Genomic DNA, 24,243 nt, shown 5'->3' with positions numbered 1-24,243 from the left:
AAGAGTAGGACGTTGCCAGGCTATATATAAATAATTATCGTCGCGGGGTGGAGCAACGAGCATTGCTTCATTGAAAAAACTGCGAGTTGTACCGATTGAGCAGCATCTTGAATAAGCTTTCTGAAATCGGGACAGTCAAAGGATGCACTTAGTGCATAATATAAACTAAAATATTACCGTCGCGGGGTGGAGCAGTCTGGTAGCTCGTCGGGCTCATAACCCGAAGGTCGCAGGTTCAAATCCTGCCTCCGCAATAAGTGCCAATGAAAAACGAAACTTAGTTTCGTTTTTTTTCATTTAAATTAATAGTTGTTTTGCTCATTTAGTGGAAATGATGTACACTACCAATAGACAAGTTTTCCCTTAGGAATGCATTATCCTAAGGATTTTTTATATAAGCTTTTTAACAAAAGTATTATCAGAGGAGATTATTATGAAAGTATATGAGTGGCTTTCTAAAGGGCCGGACGACACTTCCTCATTTGCCCAAAAATTAGCCATAAAATTAAAAGCGAAAGATGTCTTATTATTAGAAGGCGATTTGGGAGCAGGGAAAACAACATTTACTAAAGGGATTGCATTAGGATTAGGAATTCGACGAAATGTAAGTAGTCCCACCTTTACAATTATTAAAGAATATCAAGGGAATTTACCATTATATCATATGGATGTCTACCGTTTACAAGATTCCAATGAGGATTTAGGATTTGATGAATATTTTGAAGGTGATGGTGTAACGATTGTTGAGTGGGCTCACGTAATTGAGGATCAGTTACCAACCGAATACTTATCGATTTCGATATATCGATTAGGTGATGTAGAACGGAAATTTGAATTGAAACCTGTAGGAAAACGGTACGAATTATTGTGTGAGGAGTTATTTTCATGAAAGTGCTTGCTATAGATACATCTAATTATGCATTAGGAATAGCACTATTAGATAATGAAAAAGTGATCGGTGAATATATTACTAATTTAAAGAAAAACCATAGTATTCGGGTAATGCCTGCCATTCAGCAATTGATGAAGGATTGTGACATCGCCCCTATGGATCTTGAAAAAATTGTTGTGGCTAAAGGTCCCGGTTCCTACACTGGAGTTCGAATTGGGGTAAGTATAGCAAAAACAATGGCGTGGAGTTTAAACATTCCACTAGTAGGAATTTCTAGTTTGGCCATAATGGCCGGAATAGGGAGACATTTTCCTGGGTTTATTTGTCCTCTTTTTGATGCAAGAAGGGGGCAGATTTATACAGGATTATATCGTTTTGAAAATGAAACATTAATAACAGAATTAAATGATTGCAATATTTTAACGGTTGAATGGGTAGAAAAGTTAAAGCAACTGGAAAAATCAATTATTTTTGTAGGAAATGATATTGATTTACATAAAGAAGCTATCATTAATACTTTAGGTGATAAAGCAGTTTTTGCAAGTCCATCAGAAAATAATCCACGACCTAGTGAACTGGCATTTTTAGGAAAGGGTTTACCTGGCGAAGATATCCATACATTTGTGCCCAATTATATTCGATTGGTTGAAGCGGAAGCAAAATGGTTAGAATCTCAAAAGGGTAGAAGTAAAGAATGATGAATTATCAATTAAGAGAAGCAACGATAGCTGATTTAGATGGAATCATGAATGTAGAAATTCAATCATTTTCATTACCTTGGTCACGGGAAGCATTCTATAATGAATTTGTAAAAAATCACTTTGCAAGGTATTTCGTTATTGTAGATCAAGAAAAAATTATCGGTTATTGTGGGGTATGGCTTGTAGTGGATGAGGCACATATTACAAATATTGCTATATTACCTGAATATCGTGGCCAAAAACTAGGTGAGTTATTATTAAGCAGTATCATGGATTATTCAATTCAACAAGGAGCAAAATCAATGACTCTAGAAGTTAGAGTAAGCAATATAATTGCTCAATCGTTATATAAGAAATTAGGTTTCTTTGAGGGTGGAATCAGGAAAAATTACTACACTGATAACCAAGAGGATGCCTTAGTCATGTGGGTGAATTTATAATGAATAAGGATTTAATTGTTTTAGGAATTGAAACAAGCTGTGATGAAACAGCTGCAGCTGTTATTAGAAATGGGACGGAAATACTTTCTAATATCGTTGCTTCACAAATCGAAAGCCATAAAAGATTTGGAGGAGTTGTGCCTGAGTTAGCATCAAGACACCATGTGGAACAAATAACTGTCGTTATCGAAGAGGCTTTGATTAAGGCAGATGTTACATTTGATGATATTGATGCCATTGCAGTAACAGAGGGTCCTGGTTTAGTCGGGGCTTTATTGGTTGGGGTGAATGCGGCAAAAGCAATTTCCTTTGCGAGAAATATTCCCTTAGTAGGTGTGCATCATATAGCTGGTCATATATATGCTAACCGATTAATGAAAGAAATGGCATTTCCACTGTTATCATTGGTCGTCTCTGGAGGACATACGGAATTAGTATTGATGAAGAAGCACGGGGAATTTGAAGTAATCGGTGAAACAAGAGATGATGCAGCTGGAGAAGCATATGATAAAGTAGCTAGAACACTTAATCTTCCTTATCCTGGAGGTCCACATATCGACCGACTTGCAAACGAGGGAACACCAACGATCGATTTACCAAGGGCATGGTTGGAAGAAGATTCTTATGATTTTAGTTTTAGCGGTTTAAAGTCGGCCGTAATTAACACATTGCATAACGCAGAACAAAAAGGTATGTCCATTGACCCGAAAAATATGGCCGCGAGTTTTCAAGAGAGTGTCATTGATGTATTAGTAACTAAGACGATTAAGGCTGCTAAAGAGTTTAATGTAAAACAAGTATTATTATCAGGCGGAGTTGCGGCTAATAAAGGGCTTAGAGAAAGACTTGAGAAGGAATTTGCCAAGATTGATGGAATTGAGTTACTTATTCCGCCATTACATTTATGTACTGACAATGCAGCGATGATTGCAGCAGCAGGAAGTATTTTGTTTGAAAAAGGGAAGCGAAGTGAATATTCCTTAAACGCAAATCCTAGTTTAGATATAGAGCATTTTTAGAAGCATGTGGGTGACATGCTTCTTTTTTATTGTCATAAAACTATCCACATGTGAATAAAAAATACGAACAACTGTTGTTGTGCACAGCTTGTGGATAAAATGTTAATGAAACTATGTTGGTGTGTATAAAATATTGTTGAAAAATTATGATTTCTGTGGATAATGTGTATAAATCTGTTGATAAGGCTAGAAATGCACAAATAATAATACTTTTATACTATATGGGGAGAAAAAAATCTGTGGATAGTTTTGTGGACTAAAAAAATACCAGAGTATCTGGTATTTTTGTCTTAAAGTATGCGGCATCAATTAACCTTCTGCAAGTTCTGTCCACTCTTCCATCAATTTTTCAAGTTGTTGTTTGAAATCAGTGATTTCCTTATTTAATTCAAGAACTTTTTCATGGTCTTGGTAGATTTCAGGCTTACATAGTAATGCTTCGTTATTTTCTAATTTACTCTCTAATTCGTCAATGTATCCCTCGATTTCCTCAATTCGACGTTTACGTTGCCGTTCCAGTTTTTTTGCCTCTTTGTCTTGTTGATACGATTGTTTTGCAGGATTCTGTGTATCCGTAGTAGTTTCAAGTTTTGAATGTTCCAGTTTTTTTAATTCCTGCATTTCTTGCTGTTTTTCAACATAATAATCGTAATCTCCGAGATATTCCTTTGTTCCATCTTTCCCTAGCTCTATCACCTTTGTTGCCAGCCTGTTGATAAAGTAACGATCATGGGAGACGAATAGAATCGTACCGGGGTAATCAATTAAAGCATTTTCCAATACTTCTTTACTATCGAGGTCCAAATGGTTTGTCGGTTCATCTAAAATAAGAAAATTTGCTTTTTGCAGTAAAAGCTTGGATAAAGCAAGTCTTGCTTTTTCTCCGCCACTTAAACTTGAGACAATTTTAAGAACATCATCACCCGAAAATAGAAAATTTCCTAATACTGTACGTATTTCTTTTTCATCTTTCAAAGGATAATCATCCCATAGTTCATTTAAAACCGTTTTGTTCGATGAGAGGTCGGCTTGTTCTTGATCATAATAACCAATCGTCACATTTGAACCGTAATTGATGTTTCCGTTATGAAGGTCCAACTTTTTAATAATTGTTTTAAGTAAGGTTGATTTACCGACTCCATTTGGTCCTACAAGTGCAATACTGTCACCTTTTTTTATTGATAAAAAGATATTTTTTGCGATAATATGGTGATTATATCCAATAGAACCGTCCACAATATTTAACACTTCATTACCGCTTTGCTTCTCAATTTGAAATGCGAAAGTAGCTGATTTTTCGTCACCTAACGGCCTGTCCATTATTGTCAATTTTTCAAGCTGTTTTCTTCGACTTTGTGCACGTTTTGTTGTGGAAGCTCTTGCTAAATTTCGTTGAATAAAATCTTGTAGTTTGGCAATTTCTTCTTGTTGTTTCTCATATTGTTTGAAATCACGTTCATATTGTTCAGCCTTTTGCGTCAAATATTGGCTGTAATTCCCATAATATTTCTGAATAGCGTGTCTTGATAATTCATACACTTGGGTAACGACTTTGTCTAAGAAATATCGATCATGCGAGACGATAAGTATGGCACCGTTATAGGCTTGTAAATACTGTTCCAGCCATGAAAGGGTGTCAATATCCAAATGGTTCGTAGGTTCGTCCAAAATTAAAATGTCTGGTTTAGTTAAAAGTAATTTAGCTAATGCTAAGCGGGTTTTTTGGCCGCCGCTTAATGTTTCAATCATTGTTCCATAATCAAAATCACTGAATCGCAGGCCGTGAAGGACTGAACGGATATCGGATTCATACTGATAACCACCTAAATCTTTAAAACGAATCTGTAATTGATCATATTCAGCTAAGATTTTGTTGTAAAGATCCGGTTTTTCATAGTAATACGGGTCTGCAATTTTTTGTTCTACATCTCTTATTTGATTCTCCATTTGCCGCAAATCTTGAAATACAGTTAACATTTCATCCCAAATGGATAAACTAGATTTCAATCCAGTATTTTGTGCAAGATAACCGATGGAAACATCCTTTGGTTTGACAATATCCCCGGAGTCTAATGACATTTGTCCAGAAATAATTTTTAATAACGTGGACTTTCCGGCACCGTTTCTCCCAACTAATGCAATACGATCTCTCGTCTGAATTTCTAATTTTATATTTGATAAAATAAGTTCAGCACCAAAATGTTTTGTTAGTTGTTGAACTTGTAATAAAATCATATTTATTTCACCTCATCTATATTGGTAGTGTACCGTATTCATGAGGGTTTGGGCAATGATTCACTATTTCTAAATAGGACACGGAAAGAAAAATAGTGTATGATAAATTGAGGGGTGTTTTCGATGTCAAAGCTTACTCATTTTAATGAGCAGGGAAGAGCGAAGATGGTTGATGTGAGTACTAAACCTGACACTGTCCGCACGGCGATTGCACAATCGAGTGTACAATTAAGCAATGAAATTTATCATTTAATCCGTAATAATAAAATGAAAAAAGGGGATGTTCTTGCAGTTGCACAAGTTGCAGGTGTTATGGCTGCAAAAAAAGCATGGGATCTTATTCCGATGTGTCATCCTATTCCAATTAATGGAGTAAATATTGAATTTAGTTGGGAACAAAAAGATCCAAATATGTATATGCTAAACATTATTTCAAGTGTAAAAACAAAGGGAAACACCGGTGTTGAAATGGAAGCATTAACTGCTGCATCTGTAACCGCTTTAACCGTTTATGATATGTGTAAAGCCATTGATAAAGGAATGGTTATTGGACCAACGTTTTTGATAGAAAAAACAGGCGGTGTTTCAAGTACTGATTATCTGAGGGAATAGATATTTCCCTTGAGGCCAACGTTTTTTTAGTTAGATTTATATGGGGGACCTATAGTATGAATGAAGAATTAATTAAAATACCTCAAGCGACAGCAAAGCGATTACCACTCTATTATCGATTTTTGAGGAATTTACATAACTCCGGTAAACAGCGTGTATCTTCAGCTGAGTTAAGTGAAGCTGTAAAAGTCGACTCCGCCACGATTCGCAGAGATTTTTCATACTTCGGGGCATTGGGGAAAAAGGGTTACGGATACAATGTTAATTATTTGTTATCATTTTTTCGTAAAACATTAGATCAAGATGAATTAACAAAAGTAGCTCTAATCGGTGTGGGAAATTTAGGAACAGCATTTTTAAATTATAATTTCATGAAAAACAATAATACAAAAATCGAAATCGCTTTTGATGTTGATCCAAATAAAGTCGGTAAAAAAATTGGAGATGTACCTATTTATAGTTTGGATGAGCTGGAGGCACGATTAATCAGTGAAGATATCAGTGTTATTATTCTTACGATTCCCGCAGAAGTTGCACAACGGGTTACTGATCAGCTGGCGAAAACAAACGTAAAAGGTATATTAAACTTTACACCGGCTAGACTAAATGTACCTTCATCTATACGTGTGCATCATATTGACTTAGCAGTAGAGTTGCAATCATTAGTTTATTTTTTAAAGCACTATCCAAATGACACGGAAATTTCACAAGACTAATAAATAGATAATGGATTAAACATCTAATTTGTATTATCATGTAAATATGAGGAGGTGGGCACAGATGGGACCAGGAATTGGAAGTATTATTCTCATTGTGATTGTTGCCTTACTAGTTTTCGGACCAAAGAAATTACCCCAATTGGGCAGAGCTGCCGGGGATACATTAAAAGAATTTAAAAATGCGACTAAGGGCTTGGCGGATGAAGAAGACGATAAGCCAAAAACGGATAAAGACAACGTTAAGTAAAATGTTAGGATGAATTCATATGAGTCAAAAAGACATGACGATTTTTGAACATATATCCGAGCTAAGGAAGCGACTGTTTGTGATAGTCGTTTTCTTTATCTTGGCTGTAATTGTAAGTTTTTTTCTTTCACAACCAATCATTCGTTATCTCCAGCATTCCGATTATGCAAAAGAGGTGACAATGAATGCGTTTCGGCTAACAGATCCTTTTAAAGTTTTTATGGAAGTTACTTTGTATTTGGCCATAGTGATTATTTTACCTGTAATTCTTTATCAACTTTGGGCATTTATTAGTCCCGGTTTATATGAAAAAGAACGGAAAATAACATTAAGTTATATTCCCATAGCTCTTGTTCTCTTTTTAGCTGGACTAGCATTCGCTTATTTTATATTGTTTCCGTTAATCTTACGGTTCATGATGAAGCTATCATCACAAATGGATATTAATCCGGTCATCGGTATTAATGAATATTTTTCGTTTTTGTTTCAAATTACCTTCCCATTTGGGATACTGTTTGAATTACCAATCGTTATCATGTTCTTAACGCGATTAGGAATCATTACACCAATGTTTTTGGCGAAGATTAGAAAGTACGCATATTTCTTTCTACTCGTCCTTGCTGCTTTTATCACACCGCCTGACGTAATGTCACAAATTGTCGTCGGTGTACCGCTAATGATTTTATACGAAATTAGTATATTGGTTTCGAAAGTCGGTTATCGAAAAGCGAAAGCAGCGGAATTAAAATATGCGCTGCAAAGCGAAAGTGAAAAAAAATAAAACCTTCCAATTGGGAGGTTTTATTTTTTTTGATGGCTTTTTAGGCGAAAATGCAAAGTGATTAATCGAAAGCCTGACCCATAATCAATCGTTGCTAAAAAGACGAGCATGTAAGCTAAAAAAGACCAACCGTGAAGATTAACTTGTTTAACGGCAAAATAAGTAAACAGGGTGCCAAGAAGGCAATAGATTATGCCGGATTGTAGTGGTCTCATGAGAAAAGTCCTCCAATAAAGCTTTGTTTCTCGATAATTTTTTGAATTTCTTCGCGGTTCAATAGCTGAGCAATAACAACGATTGTGTTCATTATTACGTGTGCGCTTATTGGCACTAAAATGCGATTTGTCTTTTTATATAAAAAGGCAAATGTGAATCCCATGGCAGAATACAGTAATAGATGGACAAACTCCATATGTGCAAGTCCAAAAATGATGGAACTGATAAGTGCCGAAGAAAAAAAGGATAAATATTTATGAAGTGTTCCGAAAATAATCTTTCTAAATACAATTTCCTCTAAAATTGGGCCAATAATTGAACTTACAACAACGACAATCGGAAAAGTTTCGATTAGGCTTACGATTCGCTGAGTGTTTTCTGATCCAGGTTTAATGCCAATCATTTGCTCAATGATTGATGCAAGCGCTTGAGCAATAAATGCTAGAAAAATCCCTCCGATTGCCCAGGTGATCGACTTTCCGACTGAAAGCGGTGTACTTCTTTCTAATTGATATTTTCGTTCAGATTTTCGCAAAATCAACAAAACAATAATTAACGCGGAAATGAAACTGATTACAATCCAATAAACGGGCGTCATCATTTTCATATAACTTTCCGAAGTATGAAATCCTTTCACACCAATAATATAAACAATGGGTTGACCAACATAAACGGATAGTTGCATCGCAATATAAGTAATTAAAATATATACATATTCTTTTTTCACAATATTTTTCCTTTCTTGTTAGCTCATAATCCATTCTACTATTGAATAAATAGAGGTTCAAATATTAAGTGTGCAGTACATTTTTTATCCTTCAATCTATTATATGTAAAAATAACCTCCAGTTATGAATAGAAATAATAATTGGACATAGACTTGAATATTGCGCGAAGTCTTAATTTTAGGATATTCAAACTGATTGAAGGAGTTTTTTCAAAAAAGTTAACTGTAAAGACTTGCAAAATGGAATTGAATTATTTATTATAATAATTGTGTTAGCACTCAAGAGTAGTGAGTGCTAATAATTTAAAATTACATAAAATTATTGAGGAGGTTGTTTCACTTGTTAAAACCACTTGGAGATCGCGTCGTAATTGAACTAGTAGAAGCAGAGGAAAAAACTGCAAGCGGTATCGTTCTTCCTGATTCTGCAAAGGAAAAACCGCAAGAAGGTAAGGTAGTAGCTGTAGGTACTGGTCGTGTTTTAGATAGCGGTGAGCGTGTTGCTCTGGAAGTATCTGAAGGCGATCGCATCATCTTCTCTAAATATGCTGGTACAGAAGTGAAATACCAAGGTAACGAATATTTAATTCTTCGTGATTCAGACATTTTAGCTATTGTACAATAGTTATTTACCATTTTCGAAAATAAATACATCATTAAAGAAGATCGAGGAGGTAATTTCAAATGGCAAAAGAAATTAAATTCAGTGAAGATGCACGCCGTGCAATGCTTCGCGGAGTTGATAAATTAGCAGATGCTGTAAAAGTAACACTTGGACCTAAAGGACGTAACGTGGTTCTTGAGAAAAAATTTGGTTCACCACTTATTACTAATGACGGTGTAACGATTGCTAAAGAAATTGAACTTGAAGATGCATTCGAAAACATGGGTGCTAAACTTGTATCTGAAGTTGCAAGCAAAACAAATGATGTTGCCGGGGACGGTACAACAACTGCAACTGTACTTGCTCAAGCAATGATTCGTGAAGGCTTGAAAAACGTAACAGCCGGTGCAAACCCTGTTGGAATCCGTAAAGGAATCGAAAAGGCTGTTCAAACAGCTGTTGAAGAACTTAAAGCAATTTCTAAACCAATCGAAGGCAAAGAGTCCATTGCACAAGTTGCTGCCATCTCTGCTGCCGATGAAGAAGTTGGAACACTTATTGCTGAAGCAATGGAACGTGTTGGTAACGATGGTGTTATCACAATCGAAGAATCTAAAGGCTTCACAACTGAATTAGATGTTGTTGAAGGTATGCAATTTGATCGTGGCTATGTTTCTCCATACATGGTTACAGATACTGACAAATTAGAAGCAGTTCTTGAAAATCCATATATCTTAATTACCGATAAAAAGATCACAAATATTCAAGAAGTATTGCCAGTTCTTGAACAAGTGGTACAACAAGGTAAACCAATTCTTATCATTGCTGAGGATGTTGAAGGCGAAGCACAAGCAACACTTATTGTGAACAAACTTCGTGGAACATTTAATGCAGTTGCTGTTAAAGCACCTGGATTTGGTGACCGTCGTAAAGCAATGCTAGAAGATATCGCTGTTCTAACTGGTGGTCAAGTGATCACTGAAGATTTAGGTCTTGATCTTAAATCAGCAACACTTGATTCTCTTGGACGCGCTGCTAAAGTTGTCGTTACAAAAGAAAACACAACAATCGTTGAAGGATCTGGCGATTCTGCAAGCATTTCTGCTCGTGTAAATCAAATTCGTGCTCAATTAGAAGAAACAACTTCTGAATTTGACCGTGAAAAATTACAAGAACGCCTTGCTAAGCTTGCAGGTGGGGTAGCAGTAATTAAAGTTGGTGCTGCAACTGAAACTGAATTAAAAGAACGCAAACTTCGCATTGAAGATGCTCTTAACTCTACTCGTGCAGCTGTTGAAGAAGGTATTGTATCCGGTGGTGGTACAGCACTAGTTAATGTATACAATAAAGTTTCTTCTGTTGAAGCTGAAGGTGATGTTGCTACAGGTATCAACATCGTTCTACGTGCATTGGAAGAACCAGTTCGTCAAATCGCTCACAATGCTGGTCTTGAAGGATCTGTAATTGTTGATCGCTTGAAAAAAGAACAAGTAGGTATTGGATTCAATGCAGCTAACAGTGAATGGGTAAACATGTTCGAAGCAGGCATTGTTGATCCAACTAAAGTAACACGTTATGCACTTCAAAATGCAGCTTCTGTAGCGGCTATGTTATTAACTACTGAAGCAGTTGTTGCTGATAAACCTGAAGAAAACAAAGGTTCATCTATGCCTGATATGGGCGGCATGGGCATGGGCGGTATGATGTAATTCAATCGCTAGCCAAAAACCCGTAAGACAATTTATTTGTCTTACGGGTTTTTTTTGTCGAAAAGAGTAGAATTAAATTTCCTGATTAAAATAGGAAAACAGTAAATAAGACCTATAAATTGTAATATTCGTAATATTTTATCCAGATATATCAAAAAAAACGCCCCAAATCCTTAATAAAATAGAAGTGAATTCCTCCTTATTTCCTACAAAAAAATACTAGTTTCAAAGTATTGCAGAAGAAAGTACCAGACAAAATTCGACAATTGTCATAAGGCCATTTGACCGATTATTAAATAGGTGGTAAATACATATATAGTAATATACTTCCATAAAATTGATGTATTAATAATAAGGAAGTACATTGATGGCTTAGATTAAATATTTTGAAGTAGTCATTTAACATGTGTTTATCATTTTAATTTATATGATAAAAAGCCTATGGCTAATAATTAAAAGGAGATGGATATAATGGCACAAATTCGTATGACCCCAGAGGAATTAAAGGCAAAAGCGAAACGCTACGGGCAAGGTGGACATCAAATCGAAGAGATTTTGAAAAATTTAACAAGCTTACAAAGAGAACTTCGAGGAGAATGGGAAGGTCGTGCATTCGATAAATTTGATGAGCAGTTCGAACAGCTATCACCAAAAGTGCAAAACTTTGCAAGACTATTGCATGAAATTAATGATCAATTAGATAAAACGGCTGAAGCTGTGGCTCGACACGATGAAGAATTATCAAAGAATTTTGGTTTACAATAATTAATCAGGTAAACACGAGATTAATCAGTGTGTTGAGTTAGGACTTTATTCCTTTAGCCAAAAGCCACGCAACAATGGTTGTGTGGCTTTTGGTCATAATATGGATCACGAATGAAAAATGAGCTAACGTCTCCTTAGGTACAATCATGAAATAGTAATCATTTAAAAATATTTATACATATAAACAACTTTTCAGGGGTTGATGGAAATGAAAAAGTATGAGAGGGGCATCTTGCTGTTTTTGGTTTTAGTGCTGGCGTTGTCTTCAGGCGCCTCCTATTTAGCGCTGTATCACGCATCAAAAAATCAAAAACATAAAGAAGACCAGAAAATGACAGTTGCATTGGTTAATGAGGACCAAGGTGCAAAATTTAATGGGGAAACATATGACTTCGGTACCGAATTTATCAAAAACATCGAAAAGGATGATAAGCATAATTGGTACGTTGTTAGCCGCGGAGTAGCTGAAAGTGGCTTACAGCGTAATGCCTATAATATGATGATTGTCATTCCTAATGACTTCACCAAAAAGGCATTGTCAATCAATTCTAAAGCACCAGAGAGAGTAGCATTGAACTACAAAGTTAATGTCTCGGGTAACAATAATATGAAAGTAAAGGCCGAGAAAACGGCAAGCTCTATTCTTGGAGAATTTAATCGTCGAATTATTGATGTGTATTTTGCCAGTGTCATTGGAAACTTGCAGGAAGCACAAGACAATATCTCTTCGATTGTAAACAAAGAACAGGTATATACAAATGTATATAATAACGCGATTCATCGCCCATTAGCAGGTTATGCGACTCAATTTGGAGCAGTTCAAGCGAGCACGCAAGTATCGAAGGATGGTTTTAAAGGAATACAGGATATTTTAAAGGAATTTGAAAACAACTTAGGTGAAGGAGCAAAAATAAGCAAAACCTATCAAAACAGCATGTTGGATTATGCGAAGATGACCGCTGCTAATACATTATTACAAAAAGGCTTTTCCGATCAATTGGGTTATTTGGATCGTGATATGAATAATGGCGATGTATTGCAGCAATTAGATCAATTAGTTGCCGCAAATAATGAGATAAATAAACAGTTTCAGCTGAAGGATACGCAGACTGCCAATATTATGACAGAGGCATCAGCCTTGCAAAAATATCTTACTACTACGAAAGAAAAAGTTGACAAATTAGATACAGAATTAACAACGACATTAGCTTCTGATATGCAGAAAAGTATTGCAGAAAAGTTAAAAAAAGAAATGAAGACGAATGCTGGAAAAGAACAGGAAATCAATTTAAATAAGTTTTTTATGATGCCAGATAAAATGTCTAGAAAAAATCTTCGGGATCAAATGAAACAGTTACCTCCTCCTTTAACTACAGATGACTTGCTTAAATTAGGAATAACAGAACCGAAACGTACAGAAATTAATAAGTTATTTAATAATGTCATAGCTGTGAACGAAAAATATAAACGTGAATTTAATGATTATCCCGATGGTTCAGCTCCATTGCCGGATAATTTGAATAACTTTTTACTAACAAATGAGGCTACAATTAGTGATTCTGTGATACTACCAAAGAATCCGAAAGAAGCGCAGGAGTTTTCATTATTTGTACCTAAAGAGTATAAGGTGAATGAAGTATCATTAACATTACCAAATATGCAAGTAATTGAGATGGATCCTAAAAATAATACGATCATGCTTCCAGCAACAGATGAAGGAATATTCACTGTAAAACTGAAAGTACAACCAAATGACACCGATAAGTCGATTGATTTCTTCCAACCTATTAAGTGGAAATGGAAAATGCATCAAAAGAATGTGAAGGACGCAGATATACCAGAACCGCCTAAAGAATCTGCACCCCCACCGGGTCAGAGTTCGAAGGAATCAAGAACTGATAAGGTAGTACGGCCTAAAAGCAGTGTCCAGTCGGTAGAAACTAGTAATAATGATAACATTAATAAAGAAAATGAAAGTAAACAAGATTCGGTAGAACCGGATCAAAAGGATGAAAATGTAACTTCTGAGTCTTCTAACAAACAAGAATCAATGGAAGAAAATAAAGGTAAAGAATCTGAGTCTGGGATTGATGAGAAAGATAATAAGGATAATGAAGATAATAAAAATGAAAACAACGATAAAGAAGAACCTGAGGATCCAAATGACAAACCGATAGAAAAAGTCGAAGTAGAAAATAATTATATTACTCATTCTGTCATGTCATCACTTACCGATTATTCGATAGGTGAAATAATGATGGATGTAAATGATGTTATGAGTAGCTATCAAAAAATGTCAACGTTGTATAATAATTATTTTGGGTTAGATATATCGAAATTAGCGGATCAATTAAATCAAATGAATTTATCTGATATGGCTACAACGGACTCACTTTTCTATCTATTTAATAAACAAGACATTGTAGATGTTATCGCCAATTTTGTAGCTGATCAAATAACAGAAGAAGTTCGTAAAGATACAGAAGAGTTGCAAAGCAAGATTAAGGCATATATTAACCTTGTCACTAATGCAGAACAAAATTCACAAAAAATGTCAGAATTGATTAAACAAACAACAGAACAAGCAAAAATACTAAATACAAATTTAACAAAAACCTTACTTAATTTGTCAACTTGGCGAAAAGCAAGCCTGAAATTGCAAAATGAACAAACGAAAATACTTACAAACAATGACCAAGAACAAACGGCAATTTTATCATTAGATGGTGAATTGAATTCATTACTAACTGTAAGTCAATCATTGGCAAACCAATCAAAGGGTAATTTAAATACCGTTAATAATGTTTATAAAACATTTGATGCGATTGATAACCAAGCAAATGAAATAAAAAATAGCGGTAGTCATTTAGTAAAACAGGCAAGCAATCTATCAAATAATTTGACTAATAAACTATCAGAAGACCAGAAATTTGCTAATAATTTTGCTAAAGTTCTTGCAAACAGCCGGATTGGTGAACGACAAAATGAAAATCTGCTTGATTTTCTTTCCAATCCTGTAGAAACGAAAACCGATGGAATCATCGTAGCAGGAGATATTTTTACACCGTATTTTATTGTTTTAATTTGCTTTATTGTTGCTTTATTTACGGCGTATGTCATTTCAAATCACGAACGTAAACATCTTCAAACCGATACGTTTAAGTCGGAAATGACATTAGTTAGAGGAAATTTACCGATCACCATTATTACCTCAAGCATTGGAATTGTCGAAGGAATTCTTACTGGTTTACTATCCGGCTACCTATTAGAAATTGTTGAGGGGAAATTTATGCTGTGGATCGGCTTAATAACGATCATTATGGTAACGATGCTTCTTGTCGCAACCTATTTATTAAGACAGTTGAAAATGCTTGGAATGTTTTTATTATTGGCAAGCTTAAGCCTATATCTATTCTTAACGGAAGCTCTTGGACTTCATTTCGATAAAATGTCCATTGCAGCCAAAATTAAAGAATTCTCCCCGCTACAATATATTGAAAAGCTAGTAATGGGATTTGCGGATAGAGCAGCAAACAATCAAAGTATTATAATTTGCTTATTTGCGATTATCGTCATTAGTCTTGTTGGTCACTTATTTGTCTTAAATCGTTTTGGCAAAAGCGAGGAGAAGGAAGATGAAACAATTAGTGAAGCACTTTAGTATTCTAGCAATCTTTTTTGTAGGAGGGTTTTCATTGTCTACCCTCCCTTCCTTTGCGGATAGCGATCATCTTGATCATAGTGGGAAAATACGATTGAAAACCGATCGTATCGGTCAAGATGATGCCCAAAGGCAGAAACTAGAATCACAAGATGATAAAGAAACAGAATTAGAAAAAATCGCTCCCGATTTGTTTAAAAAACAAACTCGGGATGCGATAAAAACAAAACAAAAAGAAATGGAAGAAACAATGGAACAAATAGAGAAAAATCTATTTGATGTACCTATTAAGGAAGTTACAAACACTAATGATATAAAAAAGGTGCTTTTCTCCAATGAATATTCTGTTCAGTATGCAACAAATTCTAACCAAAAAAATAATCAGCAAGAAGAAACGGAAGGGGTTAGCAAAAAAATAGTAGTCACTCTTTTTGGTTTCGTTTTGATGATTTGTGGGGGATTATTTGTGATGATGAGGAAAATGCTGGATTAAAGGAGATGAGAATATGCCTAGTGAGACACATATTAACGTAACCGTTGACTTTAGTAAATGGAATAAAGGACGGTATGATATTAGAATTCCAGTCCATCAACCGATTAAACAATTGCTTGCTAATGTAGTTGAATCATTGAATATAGACATTAAGAAAGCCTCTCTTTTTGCTATAAAGGTCCCCGCTAAAAGACTTCTCTTAACAGATGATGATCGTCTTATCGACCATCCAGTAACAAACGGCGATATTTTACTCGTTTTATAAGTAAGCATGCGTAACTAAGAAAAAGGAGTCAGAGAACATGAACGAAATCACAATAAACATAGAGTCCATGACTTTCCAGTTTTTTATAAAGGATGACAAAAGGCAGTTAAAATTGGCAAAGTCACAAACGCGCGTAAAGGATATACGTCAATTGGCACTAATATGTGAGGAAACTGATTATTTTGTGCCAGCGGAAGTTGCTGATGAAGACGATATAATTACTTTTTCGTTCACCATCGATCACCGAGCTCAAAAATGGGCAGATGTAAGTAAACTTGGACGAAGTGATAAGCTCCGTTTGCTATGTAATCTTGCTCGCTTCAGAAAATTGCTAACCACACGTATGACTTTCTTCTTGCATCCGGACAACTTAATATTTGATGATAATCTTATACCATCATTGGTGTATCGCGGCATCCGGGATGTAGTTCCTCCATACGAAATTGACGAAGAAAAATTTATTCTCCAATATAAATGCTTAATTATTGCATTGTTTTCAAAAAAATATAGTTTTGATGAACTTTATTCCGGATCTATAAAAAATGCTACAGATACCGAATTTGAACGTCAAGTAGGTGAAGCAGACAATTTCACATCTTTAATTAAGCTGTTAGAAGAAAATTATATTAAAGAGAAAAAAGAAACAGAAAAAAATATGCAATATGTCCCGAAAAAAAGATTTCGCTTATTTAAACAACTTACATTCATTATGATCGCTCTTTCTGTCATATTAGCGGTCCCAACAGTCTATTTTAGTTTTGTGAAATCTCCTTTTCAAAAGCATTTAATTGAAGCCCATCATCATTTTCTAGCGCAAGATTATGGAAGAGTAATTAGTGAACTCGACGGAGAAAATCCGGAAAAATTACCGGACTCGGGAAAGTATATACTAGCTTATTCGTATGTAAAGACAGAATCGTTAGATGAAGCGCCAAAAGAGGCAATTTTAAAAAATGTTAGCTTAAAAAGCGATGCTAATTATTTGCTTTATTGGATTTATAATGGACGCGGTGATTTTGATCAATCGGTTGACCTTGCTAGGTATATTGATGATCCGGTGCTAATTATGTATGGATTTGTTAAAAAAATTGAAAAGGCAAAAAATGATCCTAATTTAAGTGGAACTGAACGTGAAGAGGAAGTTCAAAAAAACCAAGAACAACTAAAAACGTATACAGATAAGTATGGTCTTGAAACATTGCTGAAATTACAAAACTCAGACACAACAAATAATTCAGAGGAAACGAATCAAGGTCAAGCACAAGAACCTAATACTCAAGACGTGATTAAACAAGAAGAAACAACTGAAAATAAAGATGTTAATGCACAAAAAAATAATGAGAAGACGAATGAAAAGGCTAAAGAAAACAAAGAGAACGGAAAGTCAAATAAAAATGTAAAAGAAAACAAAGAGAATGAGAATAAAAAGTAACTGTACGTAGGAACGAAGAATGAGTAGGGCGCTTTACTTATTCGTGTGTAGAGAGGGAGAGAATGATGGCACAACGATTATTACTGCTGAACGATGGAAACCAATTGCATAAATGCCATTTAAAAAAGAATAAACCCCAAAAAATAACGATAGGCAGTGATTGGTCGAATACCATCACATTTGAAGGTTGGAGACAACCACTCACAATGGAATGGGACGGGGAAGTATGCCAAATTGGTGAACAGCAGCTCCGAATAAATGAACAACTAGTATGGAAAAACGAAGCCCATCAAATGCGTTTTTTTCTGACGGATGCAACCGAGTGGGATAAATACGATACAACAAGATGTGAGAGTATTACGCTCAGTGCGAACGAATATGATGATGTGAAAATAAAAAATACAACAGTCGATGCATTGCTAATCCGTGATCAATTAGAATCATCATTTAAATTGGAAGTGTATAGCGGGGAGGTTTATCATAATTTTCTTCGTGTAACAGGAAATACGGTAATTGAACCAGGTGATCAATTATTCCTAGATGGTCTGATGATTAAAATTGGCAATGATGACATTGATATTCTTGCTAATGAATCTTTAGATACGACAAAACTAGTCCGTTTGTATGGAGAAAGTCAAAGCTTGGATGATGAATATCCCGATTATCATCGATCTCCACGAATTATTTACCGTGAGCCAGAGGAAAAACGGAAAATAGCCAATCCTTCCAGTATGCCGGGAAAACCAAGTGAACAACTAGCACGTGTGATCGTTCCACCACTTGTTATGATAGCCGCAATGGTTGTTGTTTCCTTTTTCCAGCGGAGTGGAATCTATTTGATCGTTATGTTTTCCATGACCATTGTGACGGTCATTTTTTCGATTACTACTTATGTGAAAAATGTGAGGCAGTATCGCTCAGATATAAAAGAGAGGGATAAGAGTTATCGTGAATACTTGAAACAGAAAACACAGGAACTATATAAAGTTAGTCAAGAACAGAGACACGCGTTAAATTACCATTACCCAAGTATAGAAAAATTGCGTGATATGACTATGAAAGTCCATTCGAGAATCTATGAAAAAACGATGTTTCATCACGACTTTCTTATGTACAGAGTCGGAAGAGGAGATATTGATTCGAGCTTTGAGATTGAATTGAATATGGAAGAGTTTACTTTAAAAAAGGATGAACTAATGGAAGAAGCGAAGAAACTTCGATCTCAATATCTCAAGCTAGAGGATGTACCAGTAGTAACCTCATTGATAAAGGGACCTGTTGGTTATATTGGGCAACGTCATTTCGTATTGGAACAACTACAACTGCTAGTCATGCAAACGGCTGTTTTTCAAAGTTATTATGATCTTCAGTTTGTCATCATTTTTCCTGAAGAAGAGAAGGAGAAATGGGAATGGATGCGCTGGCTTCCACATGCTAGCTTACGAGACATAAATGTCCGTGGATTTGTTTTTCATGAACGATCTCGTGACCAAGTGTTAAATTCTCTGTATCAAATATTAAAGGAACGTAAACTTGCCATCGATGAAAAAGGAAATAAAAATGAAAAAATATATTTCGCACCACACTTTGTCATTCTTATTACAGATGAAAAAATGATCTTGGATCATTCCATAATGGAATATTTTAATGAAGATCCAAGTGAACTTGGGGTCTCACTTATTTTTGTTCAAGATGTTATGCAATCCCTTCCGGAACATGTTAAGACGGTCATTGATATTCGGGATGCAGCAAATGGAAATATTATTCTTGAAGAAGGGGAATTGGTCAATCGAAAATTTACTTTAGACCATTTTCCAAAGGGCTTTAACAAAGAAGATATTTCACGTGCATTAGCATCTCTCAATCATTTACAAAACTTAAAAAATTCTATCCCGGAAAGTGTTACATTTCTTGAAATGTACGGGGTGGAGAAAGTAGAGGAGCTCCGAATTCCGGAACGCTGGGCACAAAATGAAACGTATAAAAGCCTTGCCGTTCCATTAGGACTAAGAGGAAAAGAAGATATTGTCCAATTGAATTTACATGAAAAAGCACATGGCCCACATGGATTAGTCGCTGGTACAACGGGTTCTGGTAAATCGGAAATTATACAGTCTTACATTATCTCATTAGCGGTAAATTTCCATCCTTACGAAGTAGCCTTTCTGCTTATTGACTATAAAGGTGGTGGGATGGCCAATTTGTTTAAGCACTTGCCACATCTTTTAGGTACGATTACAAACTTAGATGGCGCCCAGTCTATGCGTGCATTAGCTTCTATTAAAGCAGAATTGCAAAAGCGTCAACGTTTATTCGGAGAGCATGACGTTAATCACATCAATCAATATCAAAAGTTATATAAATCGGGTGAGGCTAGTGAGCCGATGCCCCATTTATTCCTAATATCGGATGAATTTGCGGAATTAAAATCTGAACAGCCGGATTTTATGAAGGAACTTGTTTCCACTGCTCGTATAGGACGTTCACTTGGAATTCACTTGATTTTGGCAACACAAAAACCAAGTGGAGTCGTTGATGACCAAATATGGTCAAACTCGAAATTCAAACTAGCACTTAAAGTACAAAACACTAGTGATTCTACTGAAATATTAAAAACACCGGACGCGGCCGAGATTACTTTACCAGGTCGTGCCTACTTACAGGTAGGAAATAACGAAATATATGAGCTATTCCAAAGTGCATGGAGTGGGGCGGATTACATTCCAGATAAAAGTGATGATAACTCAATGGATACAACGATTTATTCCATTAATGAACTAGGTCAATATGATATTCTCTCCAATGATTTAAGTGGACTTGGTAACAAGGAGAATATTTCGAAGGTTCCTACAGAACTGGATGCGGTGATTGATTATATCCATTCGTATGCAAATGAAAATAATATTGCTGAACTTCCAAGACCGTGGTTACCTCCATTAGAAGAAGCTATTTTTCTTCCGGATCTTCATGCAGTAGATTACAGAAATGCTTGGTATCAAGAGAAGAAACCAATAGAAGTAACTTTTGGATTCCTGGACATTCCGGAAATGCAAGCACAGGAACCGATTACGATAAATCTTACAAAAGATGGTCATATGGCTGTCTTCTCAAGTCCGGGATTTGGAAAATCAACATTTTTACAAACGGTAGTTATGGATATAGCGAGACAACATAATCCGGAAAGAGTGCACATCTATCTAATTGATTTAGGCACAAATGGCTTATTACCGCTAAAAGACTTACCACATGTTGCTGATACAATCATGGTCGATGAGGAAATTAAGCTCGGAAAGCTGTTCCGTAGAATAAAAAATGAATTAAAGGAAAGGAAGAATAAATTAAGTAAGTACGGTGTTGCCAATATCGAAATGTATGAAAGAGCAAGTAGAGAAGAAGTCCCTAATATTCTTTTCATTATTGATATGATCGATTCAATAAATGATGCACCATATAAAGATGACTTTGAGCAAGTGGCCGCACAAATTGCAAGGGAAGGTGTAAGTGTTGGAATTCACATGGTTATCAGTGCAGGACGCCAAAATGCAATGAGAGCTCCATTACTAGCCAATATAAAACATCAAATTTCTCTATATATTATTGATGAAATGGAATCAAGAAATATTGTTGGAAGAACAGATTTACGAATTGAAGAAATCCCTGGGCGAGGACTGGTGAAATTAGAAAAACCAACCTCTTTTCAAACAGCGCTTCCTGTAAAAGGAAAGGATACTCTCGAAATGATAAAGGGTATTCAAGCGGAAAGCAAGGAAATGCGATCAATCTGGTCGGGAGATCTTCCATCGCCAATCCCAATGGTTCCAGAGGTTATGGAATTCTCACATTTTATAAATAGACCGGAAACGAAAACAATCATTAATAATGGCGGCATTCCTTTCGCCGTTGATTTTGAAAATGTAGAACCAATGGAGTTAAGTGTAGTTAAAGATCAAAATACGCTAATTTTAAGTGACATGATGGATTCAATAGAACAAACCTATCTAACTCTAATCGCTTCTATCTCTGTTAATGAATATATCGATGTTGGAATGATAGACAATGCATCCTCAAGATTTAGCATTTATAAAGAAAATGTTGATATTTATGCTGAAAATAGAGCGACAATGGATGTTTTTGTAGAAAGGCTACTGGAATTATTCGAAGCTAGAGAAGATGCCTTCCGACAGGTCCAATTGGAAACAAACGGACGAGCGACGATGAACGAATTTATGAAGGACATACGCCCAATGATTGTATTAATAACAGATGTTTCGTTCGTTATTAATACGATGTCAGATAATGCACAAACAACACTTGCAAAGCTAATCGAAACTGGAGCAAGAGTTGGTATCCATTTTGTTGTCGGCATAATGTATGGTGCGATTGACCGGTCATATGATGACATTGCATCCATTTTGAAAAAGCAAAAAGTCGGTGTCATAATTGGCAGAATCTCTGATCAGAACATACTAGATGTTATGAATAGACCATATAAAGAAAAGAATTTACTTCCATATGAAGCTTATTATGTGAAGCAAGGCAAAGCTGAAAAAATCAAAATCGCTGCTCCGTTTCAAAAAAGAGAGGAAGTGAAAGTCAATGTTTGAAATGTTTAAAACGGATACAGAAAGAAAAAGAGATCAGTATCATAAGTTATATGAAAAACTGAAAGATGCGCTACAGGAACATGATAAAAAAGTTAGTGAAGCAAATGCGTCCTATAGCAGCTACATTAGTGCGGTTCCGAACCTTTCGAATACGAAAATTCCCTCTAATGACTTTGACCCGAAGCGAGAAGAATTAAACAGAAAACTAAATAAGTATTTTGATAATGAGAAAGATATGAGGGGTTCACTTGTAACGGCAATTAACAAAGCAAATGAACGATATATTCACTACAAAAACTTAGCCATTAAGGAAGCAGAGGCAGAGCGAGCAAGAAGGGAAAAAGAGTTAAGAGAACTGATAGAGAGAGTGGAGGGATTCTTTAGTGGGAAGCGTTAGAATTCATGATGATAAAGTAAATGAAGCAAATGCGGCAGCGAAGGCATTGGAACAATCGGTAAAAACAACCTATGAGAAATGTGAACAATTAATTTCTTATCTTCATTCCGCGAAATGGAGTGGGAAATCCAGAGATGCCTTTTTGAGCTATATCGAAATCATCCAGAAATATCATAAAGATTTATCGGCTGCCGTTGCGAAACAAACAAAAGCTTTAAATAATCTTGATGGCTACTACAATGATTTCCTTCAAGACCCATCCGTGAAAGAAGTGAGAAACTTATGAAGATCGATTCAAAGGATCTATTTACTGTTCCCGAATTATATCTTTTAGCCGCCGCATTTGGCGGTGAAGTGCTTTATGGACTTCCAGAGAAACAAATCTATCAGTTTAAAGGTGAGGACGTTTTTAAAGAAGCTCATCAAAGATTGGTAGATAAGGAGATCTTAACTCAAGAAGGTAAAATTACAAGAGCAGGTGCAATGGTCATTCGGGCAGTCGAGCTATACCACGAAAGTAAGAAATATGTTCGAATCAACAATCTCATGTTTGCATTTAGAGAACCGGAAAATGACGAGTTAATTGTCCTAGTCGAATTAGAAGAACAAGGCCATTATCAATTACGTGTGATTTCTAAGATCAGCGTTTTAAAATTGCTAGGTGACACATTCCCGCTAGTTTTAAGGGAACCACATGAATCAGAAAAAACGTTTCAAAGAAAAGAACTCACTAATCATGAAAGGCGAGAGACAGAAAACTTCGAACCTGAAACGATGTTTATGAATTTTGAGTCCATTCATTTGACGGAGGAGCCGAAGGATAAGTTTAACTCGAACTATTATCAACAATGGCTTGTTTTTACGAAGGATGAAAAATTAATGATGGTGGACACGGTCCATAAAAAATATTATCACGCAAGTCAATATTGGTTTTTAAAAGTACTCTTCGATGAAATGGATTTCCCTTATAAGGAGGCAAAGACATATGCATGAAACTATGGGTGATGGAGGAGGATCGGGTGTAAGAATTGATGTCAATCCTGACGAGATTACTAGTATTTATAAATTTTTAGAAGAAATTCTTACGGAATTAGAAACAAATGCTTCTCCCAATATTGAAAAACTAGGAAACCTACACTATTACACAGAAGGAAAAGCGAAAAAAGCGATGGAAGTATATGCGGAAGCCAATCAAAAAGTAATGGACTTGTATGATAATTATACCCGTGCTTCTACATTAGTCATTGATATTCTTAATACGATGATCCAAGTAGACGAAGAGATAGCAAAGAAAATCATCGCTAAGCTAGGGGTATGATGCTATGGACGTAAAATATATTCCATCAGACTGGGAAAAAATGAAAGATGGCATTGGCGATTTAATCGGATTAGGCCGATGGGGCAAAGGAATGATCGATGACCTCAAAGCTATTACAGACAATCTAGAAGATGCCAAATCAGATATTGCAAGCCTTGACAGTGACGGGGTCATCTCCTTCCACCACACGAGCCAGAAAGATAAATTTCAACATTTATACGAAGATTTCGAAGTACTGCATCGCTTTACCGGAAAAGTCGGGGATATCGTTGACCGGACAATTGATCAACCATTCTATGAAGATATCGATGCATTTGTCGAGGCGATGAGAGATTTAACTATCTCAAACTATACCACGAAGAATCGGGTTGGAGCGACAGAAGTAAAGGTCACCTACGCTGGATAC

Annotated in this window: 23 protein-coding genes, 1 tRNA gene and 1 pseudogene; 22 read left to right on the top strand and 3 right to left on the bottom strand. The window is 35.7% G+C overall.

Annotated features, from left to right (window positions below; all coding sequences use genetic code 11):
- Window positions 1-180: 180 nt before the first annotated feature.
- From B5V89_RS15320 to tsaD, 5 genes are all read left to right on the top strand, one after another.
- Window positions 181-254: transfer RNA gene (locus B5V89_RS15320), tRNA-Met, on the top strand.
- Window positions 255-433: 179 nt separating this feature from the next.
- Complete coding sequence (tsaE, locus tag B5V89_RS15315) at window positions 434-889, top strand: tRNA (adenosine(37)-N6)-threonylcarbamoyltransferase complex ATPase subunit type 1 TsaE (RefSeq protein WP_066236230.1); 456 nt, start codon at window positions 434-436, stop codon at window positions 887-889.
- Window positions 886-1,590, top strand: a complete 705-nt coding sequence (tsaB, locus tag B5V89_RS15310; protein ID WP_066236228.1) for a tRNA (adenosine(37)-N6)-threonylcarbamoyltransferase complex dimerization subunit type 1 TsaB — start codon at window positions 886-888, stop codon at window positions 1,588-1,590. Before tsaE ends, tsaB begins: the two co-directional genes overlap by 4 nt.
- Window positions 1,590-2,033 (top strand): ribosomal protein S18-alanine N-acetyltransferase, encoded by a 444-nt coding sequence (rimI, locus tag B5V89_RS15305; RefSeq protein ID WP_066236226.1) that lies wholly within the window; start codon window positions 1,590-1,592, stop codon window positions 2,031-2,033. Before tsaB ends, rimI begins: the two co-directional genes overlap by 1 nt.
- Complete coding sequence (gene tsaD / locus B5V89_RS15300) at window positions 2,033-3,052, top strand: tRNA (adenosine(37)-N6)-threonylcarbamoyltransferase complex transferase subunit TsaD (RefSeq protein WP_066236233.1); 1,020 nt, start codon at window positions 2,033-2,035, stop codon at window positions 3,050-3,052. The genes rimI and tsaD overlap by 1 nt, the downstream gene beginning before the upstream one ends.
- Window positions 3,053-3,361: 309 nt before the next feature.
- Here tsaD and B5V89_RS15295 read toward each other — a convergent pair whose 3' ends face one another.
- Window positions 3,362-5,287 (bottom strand): ABC-F family ATP-binding cassette domain-containing protein, encoded by a 1,926-nt coding sequence (locus B5V89_RS15295; protein ID WP_108072795.1) that lies wholly within the window; start codon window positions 5,285-5,287, stop codon window positions 3,362-3,364.
- A 123-nt stretch (window positions 5,288-5,410) separates the two neighbouring features.
- Between B5V89_RS15295 and moaC the strand changes: the two genes are divergently transcribed.
- The 4 genes from moaC (at window position 5,411) to tatC (ending at window position 7,646) form a co-directional block, all read left to right on the top strand.
- Window positions 5,411-5,899, top strand: a complete 489-nt coding sequence (moaC, locus tag B5V89_RS15290) for a cyclic pyranopterin monophosphate synthase MoaC (RefSeq protein WP_066236223.1) — start codon at window positions 5,411-5,413, stop codon at window positions 5,897-5,899.
- Window positions 5,900-5,955: 56 nt separating this feature from the next.
- On the top strand, window positions 5,956-6,615 hold the full coding sequence (locus B5V89_RS15285; RefSeq protein WP_066236221.1) for a redox-sensing transcriptional repressor Rex: 660 nt from the start codon (window positions 5,956-5,958) through the stop codon (window positions 6,613-6,615).
- 64 nt (window positions 6,616-6,679) lie between these two features.
- On the top strand, window positions 6,680-6,865 hold the full coding sequence (locus tag B5V89_RS15280; RefSeq protein ID WP_107921211.1) for a twin-arginine translocase TatA/TatE family subunit: 186 nt from the start codon (window positions 6,680-6,682) through the stop codon (window positions 6,863-6,865).
- A 19-nt stretch (window positions 6,866-6,884) separates the two neighbouring features.
- Complete coding sequence (tatC, locus tag B5V89_RS15275; RefSeq protein WP_108072793.1) at window positions 6,885-7,646, top strand: twin-arginine translocase subunit TatC; 762 nt, start codon at window positions 6,885-6,887, stop codon at window positions 7,644-7,646.
- A gap of 20 nt (window positions 7,647-7,666) precedes the next feature.
- On the opposite strand, the gene B5V89_RS15270 is transcribed toward tatC, so the two are convergent.
- Both B5V89_RS15270 and B5V89_RS15265 read right to left on the bottom strand, forming a co-directional pair.
- The gene (locus tag B5V89_RS15270; RefSeq protein ID WP_107921209.1) at window positions 7,667-7,861 is read right to left on the bottom strand and encodes a YdiK family protein; all 195 of its coding nucleotides are present in this window, start codon (window positions 7,859-7,861) and stop codon (window positions 7,667-7,669) included.
- Window positions 7,858-8,589 (bottom strand): CPBP family intramembrane glutamic endopeptidase, encoded by a 732-nt coding sequence (locus B5V89_RS15265; protein ID WP_108072792.1) that lies wholly within the window; start codon window positions 8,587-8,589, stop codon window positions 7,858-7,860. The genes B5V89_RS15270 and B5V89_RS15265 overlap by 4 nt, the downstream gene beginning before the upstream one ends.
- 340 nt (window positions 8,590-8,929) lie before the next feature.
- On the opposite strand from B5V89_RS15265, the gene groES reads away from it, so the two are divergent.
- The 13 genes and pseudogenes from groES to B5V89_RS15200 form a co-directional block, all read left to right on the top strand.
- Entirely contained in the window at window positions 8,930-9,214 is a 285-nt protein-coding gene (groES, locus tag B5V89_RS15260; RefSeq protein ID WP_066236210.1) for a co-chaperone GroES, read from the top strand.
- Between the two features lie 59 nt (window positions 9,215-9,273).
- Window positions 9,274-10,902, top strand: a complete 1,629-nt coding sequence (gene groL, locus B5V89_RS15255) for a chaperonin GroEL (RefSeq protein WP_066236206.1) — start codon at window positions 9,274-9,276, stop codon at window positions 10,900-10,902.
- Between the two features lie 468 nt (window positions 10,903-11,370).
- Entirely contained in the window at window positions 11,371-11,667 is a 297-nt protein-coding gene (locus tag B5V89_RS15250) for a WXG100 family type VII secretion target (protein WP_107921215.1), read from the top strand.
- 208 nt (window positions 11,668-11,875) lie between these two features.
- Window positions 11,876-15,328: a type VII secretion protein EsaA gene (gene esaA / locus B5V89_RS15245; RefSeq protein ID WP_181294690.1), complete on the top strand. Its 3,453-nt coding sequence runs from the start codon at window positions 11,876-11,878 to the stop codon at window positions 15,326-15,328.
- Complete coding sequence (gene essA, locus B5V89_RS15240; RefSeq protein WP_108072788.1) at window positions 15,303-15,821, top strand: type VII secretion protein EssA; 519 nt, start codon at window positions 15,303-15,305, stop codon at window positions 15,819-15,821. Before esaA ends, essA begins: the two co-directional genes overlap by 26 nt.
- A gap of 13 nt (window positions 15,822-15,834) precedes the next feature.
- Window positions 15,835-16,086 carry an EsaB/YukD family protein gene (locus B5V89_RS15235; protein WP_108072787.1) on the top strand — a complete coding sequence of 84 codons (252 nt, stop codon included), beginning with the start codon at window positions 15,835-15,837 and terminating at the stop codon, window positions 16,084-16,086.
- A 37-nt stretch (window positions 16,087-16,123) separates the two neighbouring features.
- Window positions 16,124-17,518 carry a type VII secretion protein EssB gene (gene essB, locus B5V89_RS15230; RefSeq protein WP_108072785.1) on the top strand — a complete coding sequence of 465 codons (1,395 nt, stop codon included), beginning with the start codon at window positions 16,124-16,126 and terminating at the stop codon, window positions 17,516-17,518.
- A 62-nt stretch (window positions 17,519-17,580) separates the two neighbouring features.
- Window positions 17,581-22,122, top strand: coding sequence for a type VII secretion protein EssC (essC, locus tag B5V89_RS15225; protein ID WP_181294689.1), 4,542 nt, complete (start codon window positions 17,581-17,583; stop codon window positions 22,120-22,122).
- Entirely contained in the window at window positions 22,115-22,519 is a 405-nt protein-coding gene (locus tag B5V89_RS15220) for a chorismate synthase (protein ID WP_108072781.1), read from the top strand. Before essC ends, B5V89_RS15220 begins: the two co-directional genes overlap by 8 nt.
- On the top strand, window positions 22,506-22,805 hold the full coding sequence (locus tag B5V89_RS15215) for a WXG100 family type VII secretion target (RefSeq protein WP_108072779.1): 300 nt from the start codon (window positions 22,506-22,508) through the stop codon (window positions 22,803-22,805). The genes B5V89_RS15220 and B5V89_RS15215 overlap by 14 nt, the downstream gene beginning before the upstream one ends.
- Window positions 22,802-23,512 (top strand): DUF5081 family protein, encoded by a 711-nt coding sequence (locus tag B5V89_RS15210; protein WP_108072777.1) that lies wholly within the window; start codon window positions 22,802-22,804, stop codon window positions 23,510-23,512. Before B5V89_RS15215 ends, B5V89_RS15210 begins: the two co-directional genes overlap by 4 nt.
- Complete coding sequence (locus B5V89_RS15205) at window positions 23,505-23,837, top strand: hypothetical protein (RefSeq protein WP_108072776.1); 333 nt, start codon at window positions 23,505-23,507, stop codon at window positions 23,835-23,837. Before B5V89_RS15210 ends, B5V89_RS15205 begins: the two co-directional genes overlap by 8 nt.
- A 4-nt stretch (window positions 23,838-23,841) precedes the next feature.
- A pseudogene (locus B5V89_RS15200) lies at window positions 23,842-24,243 on the top strand (glycohydrolase toxin TNT-related protein); the annotation flags it as partial.

The sequence above is a fragment of the Heyndrickxia sporothermodurans genome, assembly GCF_003055045.1.
In the GTDB taxonomy this organism is placed as follows: Bacteria; Bacillota; Bacilli; order Bacillales; family Bacillaceae_C; genus Heyndrickxia; species Heyndrickxia sporothermodurans.
This window is presented reverse-complemented; position numbering and strand designations above follow the sequence as displayed.

Excerpts from the sequence above, each read along its gene's own strand:
- tsaE (WP_066236230.1), top strand. The coding sequence starts at position 434 with ATGAAAGTATATGAGTGGCTTTCTAAAGGGCCGGACGACACTTCCTCA.
- tsaB (WP_066236228.1), top strand. The coding sequence starts at position 886 with ATGAAAGTGCTTGCTATAGATACATCTAATTATGCATTAGGAATAGCA.
- rimI (WP_066236226.1), top strand. The coding sequence starts at position 1,590 with ATGAATTATCAATTAAGAGAAGCAACGATAGCTGATTTAGATGGAATC.
- tsaD (WP_066236233.1), top strand. The coding sequence starts at position 2,033 with ATGAATAAGGATTTAATTGTTTTAGGAATTGAAACAAGCTGTGATGAA.
- B5V89_RS15295 (WP_108072795.1), bottom strand. The coding sequence starts at position 5,287 with ATGATTTTATTACAAGTTCAACAACTAACAAAACATTTTGGTGCTGAA.
- moaC (WP_066236223.1), top strand. The coding sequence starts at position 5,411 with ATGTCAAAGCTTACTCATTTTAATGAGCAGGGAAGAGCGAAGATGGTT.
- B5V89_RS15285 (WP_066236221.1), top strand. The coding sequence starts at position 5,956 with ATGAATGAAGAATTAATTAAAATACCTCAAGCGACAGCAAAGCGATTA.
- B5V89_RS15280 (WP_107921211.1), top strand. The coding sequence starts at position 6,680 with ATGGGACCAGGAATTGGAAGTATTATTCTCATTGTGATTGTTGCCTTA.
- tatC (WP_108072793.1), top strand. The coding sequence starts at position 6,885 with ATGAGTCAAAAAGACATGACGATTTTTGAACATATATCCGAGCTAAGG.
- B5V89_RS15270 (WP_107921209.1), bottom strand. The coding sequence starts at position 7,861 with ATGAGACCACTACAATCCGGCATAATCTATTGCCTTCTTGGCACCCTG.
- groL (WP_066236206.1), top strand. The coding sequence starts at position 9,274 with ATGGCAAAAGAAATTAAATTCAGTGAAGATGCACGCCGTGCAATGCTT.
- esaA (WP_181294690.1), top strand. The coding sequence starts at position 11,876 with ATGAAAAAGTATGAGAGGGGCATCTTGCTGTTTTTGGTTTTAGTGCTG.
- essA (WP_108072788.1), top strand. The coding sequence starts at position 15,303 with ATGAAACAATTAGTGAAGCACTTTAGTATTCTAGCAATCTTTTTTGTA.
- B5V89_RS15235 (WP_108072787.1), top strand. The coding sequence starts at position 15,835 with ATGCCTAGTGAGACACATATTAACGTAACCGTTGACTTTAGTAAATGG.
- essB (WP_108072785.1), top strand. The coding sequence starts at position 16,124 with ATGAACGAAATCACAATAAACATAGAGTCCATGACTTTCCAGTTTTTT.
- essC (WP_181294689.1), top strand. The coding sequence starts at position 17,581 with ATGATGGCACAACGATTATTACTGCTGAACGATGGAAACCAATTGCAT.
- B5V89_RS15220 (WP_108072781.1), top strand. The coding sequence starts at position 22,115 with ATGTTTGAAATGTTTAAAACGGATACAGAAAGAAAAAGAGATCAGTAT.
- B5V89_RS15210 (WP_108072777.1), top strand. The coding sequence starts at position 22,802 with ATGAAGATCGATTCAAAGGATCTATTTACTGTTCCCGAATTATATCTT.
- B5V89_RS15205 (WP_108072776.1), top strand. The coding sequence starts at position 23,505 with ATGCATGAAACTATGGGTGATGGAGGAGGATCGGGTGTAAGAATTGAT.